General features: G+C 45.7%; 9 protein-coding genes. 3 read left to right on the top strand and 6 right to left on the bottom strand.

Annotated features, from left to right (window positions below; genetic code table 11):
• The 6 genes from HMPREF9304_RS06755 to HMPREF9304_RS06730 all read right to left on the bottom strand — a co-directional run.
• Positions 1 to 1,598: TraG family conjugative transposon ATPase (locus tag HMPREF9304_RS06755; protein WP_036927670.1), on the bottom strand; the 1,598-nt coding region annotated here is incomplete at its 3' end.
• Positions 1,595 to 1,930, bottom strand: coding sequence for a DUF4133 domain-containing protein (locus HMPREF9304_RS06750; RefSeq protein WP_036927668.1), 336 nt, complete (start codon positions 1,928 to 1,930; stop codon positions 1,595 to 1,597). The genes HMPREF9304_RS06755 and HMPREF9304_RS06750, both read right to left, overlap by 4 nt.
• Positions 1,931 to 1,932: 2 nt before the next feature.
• The gene (locus HMPREF9304_RS06745) at positions 1,933 to 2,235 is read right to left on the bottom strand and encodes a DUF4134 domain-containing protein (RefSeq protein WP_004354999.1); all 303 of its coding nucleotides are present in this window, start codon (positions 2,233 to 2,235) and stop codon (positions 1,933 to 1,935) included.
• A gap of 163 nt (positions 2,236 to 2,398) precedes the next feature.
• Positions 2,399 to 3,172, bottom strand: coding sequence for a hypothetical protein (locus HMPREF9304_RS06740; RefSeq protein ID WP_036927663.1), 774 nt, complete (start codon positions 3,170 to 3,172; stop codon positions 2,399 to 2,401).
• Positions 3,169 to 3,693: a DUF3408 domain-containing protein gene (locus tag HMPREF9304_RS06735; RefSeq protein WP_036927662.1), complete on the bottom strand. Its 525-nt coding sequence runs from the start codon at positions 3,691 to 3,693 to the stop codon at positions 3,169 to 3,171. The genes HMPREF9304_RS06740 and HMPREF9304_RS06735 overlap by 4 nt, the downstream gene beginning before the upstream one ends.
• Positions 3,680 to 4,483 carry a division plane positioning ATPase MipZ gene (locus tag HMPREF9304_RS06730; RefSeq protein ID WP_036927660.1) on the bottom strand — a complete coding sequence of 268 codons (804 nt, stop codon included), beginning with the start codon at positions 4,481 to 4,483 and terminating at the stop codon, positions 3,680 to 3,682. The genes HMPREF9304_RS06735 and HMPREF9304_RS06730 overlap by 14 nt, the downstream gene beginning before the upstream one ends.
• A gap of 590 nt (positions 4,484 to 5,073) precedes the next feature.
• Between HMPREF9304_RS06730 and HMPREF9304_RS06725 the strand changes: the two genes are divergently transcribed.
• The 3 genes from HMPREF9304_RS06725 to HMPREF9304_RS06715 all read left to right on the top strand — a co-directional run.
• The gene (locus HMPREF9304_RS06725; RefSeq protein WP_019036218.1) at positions 5,074 to 5,454 is read left to right on the top strand and encodes a plasmid mobilization protein; all 381 of its coding nucleotides are present in this window, start codon (positions 5,074 to 5,076) and stop codon (positions 5,452 to 5,454) included.
• Complete coding sequence (mobB, locus tag HMPREF9304_RS06720; RefSeq protein WP_036927657.1) at positions 5,451 to 6,731, top strand: conjugal transfer protein MobB; 1,281 nt, start codon at positions 5,451 to 5,453, stop codon at positions 6,729 to 6,731. Before HMPREF9304_RS06725 ends, mobB begins: the two co-directional genes overlap by 4 nt.
• A 68-nt stretch (positions 6,732 to 6,799) precedes the next feature.
• A partial coding sequence (locus HMPREF9304_RS06715; RefSeq protein WP_036927655.1) for a YWFCY domain-containing protein occupies positions 6,800 to 7,133 on the top strand: 334 nt, incomplete at its 3' end.

Here is a 7,133-nt window from a genome sequence, read left to right as displayed (position 1 = left end):
CAAAGTGTAAGCAGCAGCGTGCAGATACTCTCCCTTTTCTCTACATCGAAGAAATTGTCATCGGTATAGAAAGGATTAAAAGAGATAGGATGTGCATCAGTATAGGTGAAATAGACCCCGTCCTCACCCTTGGTTTTGCGGTGGATAAGTTCACACAAGCCCTGATATGAGTTTCCCGTATCAACCAAGAGGACGTGCGCCCCCTGCTCGTAATACTGGCGTACCATGTGGTTGGTAAAGAAAGACTTACCACTACCCGAAGGACCCAAGATAAATTTGTTACGGTTGGTGATGACTCCCTTTTTCATTGGCAAATCCGATATATCCAGATGAATAGGTTTTCCAGAAAGGCGGTCAGCCATCTTGATGCCGAAGGGAGAGAGCGAATCCTTATAGTTTGTTTCTGCCGTAAAGAAGCAGAGGGCAGGCTCGATGAAAGTATAGAACGACTCTTCTGCCGGAAAGTCTGCGGCATTGCCGGGAATGCCTGCCCAGTAGAGCGTTGCCGCATCAATGGTATTGTGGCGTGGGTGGCATTCCATAAGAGCAAGTGCAGAGCCCACGTCATTCTTGATCTGGCGAAGTTCTTCCTTATCGCTACTCCATGCCAGTACGTTGAAGTGGGCACGGATGGAGGTCAGTCCCTGTGAATGGGCAATATTGAGATACTCCTGTATCCACTCCTCGTTGATTTGGTTGCTACGGCTGTAGCGTGCCAGCGAGTGCATATTTCTTGCCTGCTTTTCAAAGCGTTCCAAGTTGGCGTCGCTGTCTTCGATGAAGATATACTGGTTATAGATGTGGTTGCACGGCAGCATCAAGCCCACGGGAGCGGCAAAGGACAACCTGCAATCCGAGCGGTCGGTGGATAACCGCTCATATCGGCTGTCCGTGCTGACCGCTGTCGGCAGGTCATCCGTGTCGGAGAGTGTGTGTAGACAAAGCATATTGTCGCCCACACGCACAAGGTCTGCGCCCAGACGGATGTCCTCCAAAGACGAATGCCCTTCTTCAGATAAAGAGAAATACCTGTCGAGCAATCCTCCTTTTTCATTTGTGCCAACCAGCTCTTCTTCCGTCATGCGGGTAATCCTTATCTGTTCGGTATCGTTGATGATACGCTCGAATTGATCGACGGCTTCCATGAACTTCATCACTTCATCCTTGTTGGTGATCTCCTTGGGCAATAGGTGTCCACGGCAGAGCGAAGAAAAGTTGCTCTGCTGTGCCATACGCTGCTTGTTCGTCTTGGTAAGGAAGAGATAGACCGAGTGGTGTAGATACGGACGTTCGTTGAAGTGCCGTTCAGAGGAACGGGCAAGGAAACTCAGTCCGCCATCGGAGAGTTTACCTTGATAGTCCTCCTTAATAAACCAGTCCTGTTTGTGTACGATGCTGTAATTGGGTAGCACCTTGATTGCCTTATGCCAAGCAGAGTGCATTGCTTCGTATTCTGTTGAGGTAACGGTAAAGAGTTCGGGCAGCTCCACACGGAAAGCCACCGTGATGTCAGCATCTTTGCTCACCATGCACCCCTGCTCTACGGAGAGCAGTGGAAACTTCGACTCCAAGGTACTTATCTTACTGTTGTTTCTCATTGCTTCTTTCTTTTGGGTTGAAGGTTACAGATAAGGTGATAGACCGTCCGGCGGTTCACGAGGTAGCGTGGGTGCATTCTCACGGCTCCCTTTTTCATGAGTCCGTATTGCCCATACTTTCGGTTCATGGCAAACGTTTGCCACACCACGAGGGTGGCACCCACTATGCCTATGACCAGACAGGCTATCTGGCTCACTCCGCAGAGATAGAGAATGACCACGAGAATGAAGACGGCAAGCAAGCCTCCCGCAAAGAGGAAAAGATACTGTGCCTTCAAGCCCTTGAACTCCACCGTCCGACCTACACCTTTGTTGATTTCCCAACTCGCCATTGTTACAAGAAGAAAGAACGTAGGATGGTTGCCGCCACGATGAGGAAGATGCACGCACCGAACCAAGAGGCTGCGGTCTTGCTCGTATCGGGGTCGCCCGAACTGAACTTGTTATAGACCTTTATTCCTCCGATCAAGCCCACCACGGCACCGATGGCATAGATGAGTTTTGTGCCGGGATCGAAATAACTGGTCACCATCTTGGTGGCTTCATTGATACCCGCCATTCCATTGCCCTGCGCATAAGCTCCTACGGTGGCGGCAGCCATCAGGAGCAGCATTGTGATTTTCTTTTTGTTGTTCATTGCTGTTTTTATTTTAAGTTGTTAAACAAATTATTTTCTTTTTAGGGTGAAAGTGGCAAGGGGTAGCTCGGTTTTATCGTATGACAGATATTGGCAGATTGTTTTACTTTTGAGCCACCCCCGCATCACTTTACAATTTTATAATATGAGTAAGAACATTAGTTTACAGATAATATGACAGTGGACGCTCGCCCATATCGTCAGTTTCCGTCATCATATTGTCAGAAGAGTTCTTTCTGGAGGCATCGAAAGTGGACAATTCATCTGTCTGCTCTTCTCCTTCCTCTGCGCTTCGGATTTTATCCAGCAGGNTGGACTGCTCACCTTGCATTTTGGCGACATACTCCTTGTATTTCTCCATAAAGTCAGTGCCTTTAAGTTGACCGACAATTTCCTTGACTTCGGCATCATCTACCTCATCACTGTTCTTACGCCACTTTCTCATGCGACCTAAGTCACGTGCGAGGATAGATTGACTGGATACCTCGCCATCTTCAGATGCGGACTCAATGGGCAGACTCAGCTCCTCGCGAGCAACCTCGTTTTCGTCCTCTCTTTCCATCTCGTAGCTAACCTCCATCTCGTTATCCTCTTCCTTCATGTCCTCTTTCTTTTCGGAGTTCTGCGGTGCAAAATTATTATTATTCTGCTCCGAATTTTCAGATGAAGAAGCAGAGGGAACTTGTGGGATAATAGGGGAAGTGGAACGGCTTTTTCCAATCAGTACAAACTCGGCTTGCTCTATTGTTCCTTTTCCTTTCTGTCCGTCTTTTTTCTTCGTTGCTTCTTTCTTCTTGCTATCTTCATCGCTCTTTCCGTTTTTCTTGATAATGAAGTCATACGGAGATACATACCGCATATAGAAATACAAGATACCAAGCATCATCAAAATGATGATGAGTACCAGTATAAAACTGAAAAGTATTGTTTCCATCATAGTGTTATTGTTGTCTTACGTCTTTGCTTTGCTGCTGCATTATTGAGAAGTTCCTGATGTTCCCGCAGATGCTCCCGGAGGATATTATCAATATAGGAAGCAATAGATACCCTTTCTCCTAAGTCTTGTAGCACATTGCGCAGGTTCTGTAATGTCTCCAAATTGATGGAGAAAGCCGTCCGCATTTGCGAACGCACGGGATGAAAGTATAGGGAACGGTATTCCTCTATGGAAAGGGACGACCTGCCAGACTTTTCCATTCTTGGCTTCCTTTCTCTTTTCGGCTCAGTGTTTCCGGTTGTCCCACCTTCTATTTCATCTACCGGTTTTTCTTTTGCTATTTTCGCTTTCGTCTCTTCTAAATTATTGTCTTCCTCCCCTGATGTTGCAGGGAAGGACTCAGTATCCTCGGAAGGGTCGAAGGAGTTTGGTATCGTGACAGGTTTTACCACGACATTGTCCTCTGCCATTTTCTTCAGCTTGTTTTCCAGCTGTTGCTTTCTTTCTTCAATCGTTGCCATTTTCTGTTTTCGTTTTTAGTTTGAGACGTTGAATTATCTCATTGACGAGTTCGTCCAGCCCTGTACCCATTCGTAATCCCCTTGCAGGGGGCTGATAGGTAGAGCGGAACACTCCGCGCAGTCCGTATGTGGAAAGTTCGTGAGAGAAGCGGTGCGTGGCATACACATAGCCAGGCAGGAGCGTGAGTTCGTATTCATGAATGAGCTTTGTATATTCATCGATGATGATGTTCCTTACCCTTCTGTCCACCTTGTTCCAGAACAGGATAATGTCCTTTATCCGAGAGTCGGACATAGAAACACCAATCTCCGTGATAGTCTTGGCGTATGCCAGACATGAAACCAGCGACTGAATGTCGGCTTCAATCGGAGAAAGGATATAGTCCATCTGAAGGGACAGTTCCATCAGTTCGGTTGTTCCAGCATGTCCCGGGAAATCAAATATAACCAACTGGTACTTCTCATTGCTGATAGCGTCAATCTTACTTTGTGCTGTCTTGACGGCTTCTTTTGGGCTGGACTTGTAAATTCTGTATGCCTTTTTTCCGAGGTGCTGAAAGAATGCCTGCATAGACTTGGAAAGCTCCTCGCTTCCCTGAATGACACTCTTCTCACGTTCTCTCAGCTTGTAAAAGGAATCCTGAGACAGGTCGCAGTCCACCACGAAGAGGTTGATGCTCTGTTCGTAGTACAATATGCTGCTTACGATTTCGGCAAGCGTGCTTTTTCCCACTCCTCCCTTTTGGGAAGAGAAACCCAGAAAAAGGGGGCGTTGTTCTTTGTTCTCCATAATGATAATTTCTTAGTTCATATTATTTGTCTATTTGATGTTTGGATATTCTCTCATTATTAAGAGTCATCAGCAGACAGTTTGCTCTGACTGCGTATGGTTCGTGCGATAGTCTGAAAGGACGATTTATAGTTCTTACAATCTGTTGTACTGACAATAGTTTGTCATGACAACAAATTGTTATGAATATGTTTCGTTCGTTCTTGTCATCTTTGGTGTAAGCCAACGGTAATACGATGTATCTTTTACTTGTATCATCATGCCATTGTTCGCTCGTTCTGACTGCAAAATAAATGATATTTTGGCTGATTATATGACACCGATGAAGTGCAGGGAAATGCGAGGAAAAAGAGTGAATATCATTGATAATGAGTTATTTGAAAACTCGCCGTAACTTTGCAGGCGAGAATAATACATGGAGGTAATATCCCGAAGCAGACACCCCACGAGGGTGGATACTTCAATCGTATCATTTCTTGATATTGGCAAGGTGTGTCTTTGTCCGACAAACTCCGTTTCTGCCGACAAAGACCCTTGCCCCAAAAGGGAGAGAATTACTCCAAAGTCGTAATTAGATAAGGATAAAAACAATGAACGAAAAGATAGAACGATGGGACAGATGGGATACCCGTCTTCCCAAGCCCAAAGACCAGCAACGGGCGATTGATTTGTTCCATAAATCGGGAGCGGAAACCAAGTCGGATTTTGTGCGTGGTCGTATCCTTGGAGAGAGTTTCAAAGTGATTACGGTGGACAAATCTGCCGTCGAATATTACCGAAAGCTCTCAGAACTGACAGCGCAAATCCATAAAATTGGTGTGCTCTATAACCAAACCGTGCGTGCCATTAACAGCTATCATTCGGTCAAGACCGCACAGATTCTGCTTGAAAAGTTGGAGAAACTGTCTGCTCAAATCATCACTTTGCAGGAGCAGACAATCAATCTTACCATTGACTACCGCAAGAAATGATTGCCAAGATTTCAGCGACGGAGAACCTTGGAGGGGCACTCGGATACAACTTCAAAAAGGTGGAGAAAGGGGAAGCAAGCATTCTCCTTGCCACTGAGTTGTATCAGGACAGAGGGGGACGTTATACGATGGAAGACGTGCTTGCCGACATGGAGGCATTGATACCCAAGAAATGCCGAACGAAGAAGGCGGTGTTTCATTGTTCCCTCAATCCTCACCCGGACGAGAAACTCTCTGATGAACTTCTTGCGCAGATTGCCAAGGAGTATATGGAAGCACTCGGCTACGGAAAACAACCCTACATCGTCTTTAAGCATAGTGACATTGCTCGTGAGCATATACACATCGTGTCGCTTCGAGTGAACGGAGAGGGAAAGAAAATCAACGACAAATTTGAAAAGCGAAGGAGCAAGAAGATTACCGATGCTTTGGAAAGAAAATATAGCCTTATTCCAAGTTCAAAAGTAACTGATAGGGAAATGAAGGAAGTATCTAAAATTGATACCACCAAAGGGAATATCAAGGAACAAGTAGCCGAAACGCTTCTCTCTGTCCTAAAGCATTATGAGTTCTGCTCACTTGGAGAATTGAATGCCATCCTCTCCGTATACAATCTTGCTGTGGAGGAAGTTAAGACAGAGTTTCGGGGAAAGAAATATGAAGGACTTGTCTATGTCCCAACAGATGATAAGGGAGACAAGGTAAGCACACCCATCCACGCCTCGGACATTGGACGTGGTGTGGGCTATACAGCCGTGCAGAACAGGATGCAAAGATCAAAGCAAGCCATCAAGCCGCTGATACCAACCATAAGGAACAAGGTGTTACAAGCTATGCGCACCTCTCCACAAACAGAGAAAGAGCTGCGGAGCAGATTGGAAGAACAAGTCTTGCGTGTGGTAATCCGAAAAAACGAAAGTAGACGTATCTATGGCATTACCTTTATTGACGATAATGAGGGAATTGCGCTCAACGGTTCCCGATTGGGTAAAGGATATTCTGCCAATGTATTTAATGCGTATTTATCCAATCCAACACACAATCCATTCTTGGATGAAGCGTTGTATGGCAATCCTTCAGAACGCTTGGAGCAGACAACTACAAATGAATCTTTGCACCTAAATACAGAGGAATGCGACAACCTTGTTGATGAACTCATCGAGGATATGGTGGATGGTTCTTTCACATCTACAGGCAATGATGATTGGAAAGAAGCGGCATGGCAGCGTAAACTCCGCAGACAAAGTAAGGTAAATCTTAGGCGAAGAAAACATTAAACAAACGAGCATTTCTATCTCCCCTCCTTAGGAGGGGTTGGGGGAGGCTTCCCAAAAACAATACGATTATGGCACAGGAAGATGATTTAAGGGCATTAGGTAAAGTCATGGACTTTATGAGGGGCATATCAGTGATATTTCTCCTTATCAACTGTTATTGGTTCTGCTACGAGGCGTTCCATACATGGGGCTTTACGCTCGGCATTGTGGATAAGATACTGATGAACTTCCAGCGTACCACAGGATTGTTTTCGTCTATCCTCTGGACAAAACTCTTTTGCGTGGTATTCCTTGCACTATCCTGTTTAGGGACGAAAGGCGTGAAGGAGGAGAAAATAACATGGTCGAAGATTTGGACGGTGCTTTTCTCAGGCTTTGTCTTTTTCTTTCTCAACTGGTGGC

Source organism: Hoylesella timonensis S9-PR14 (assembly GCF_000762405.1).
In the GTDB taxonomy this organism is placed as follows: Bacteria; Bacteroidota; Bacteroidia; order Bacteroidales; family Bacteroidaceae; genus Prevotella; species Prevotella timonensis_A.
Note: the sequence above shows the minus strand (reverse complement) of the source record. Positions and strands in the feature narration are given on the sequence as shown.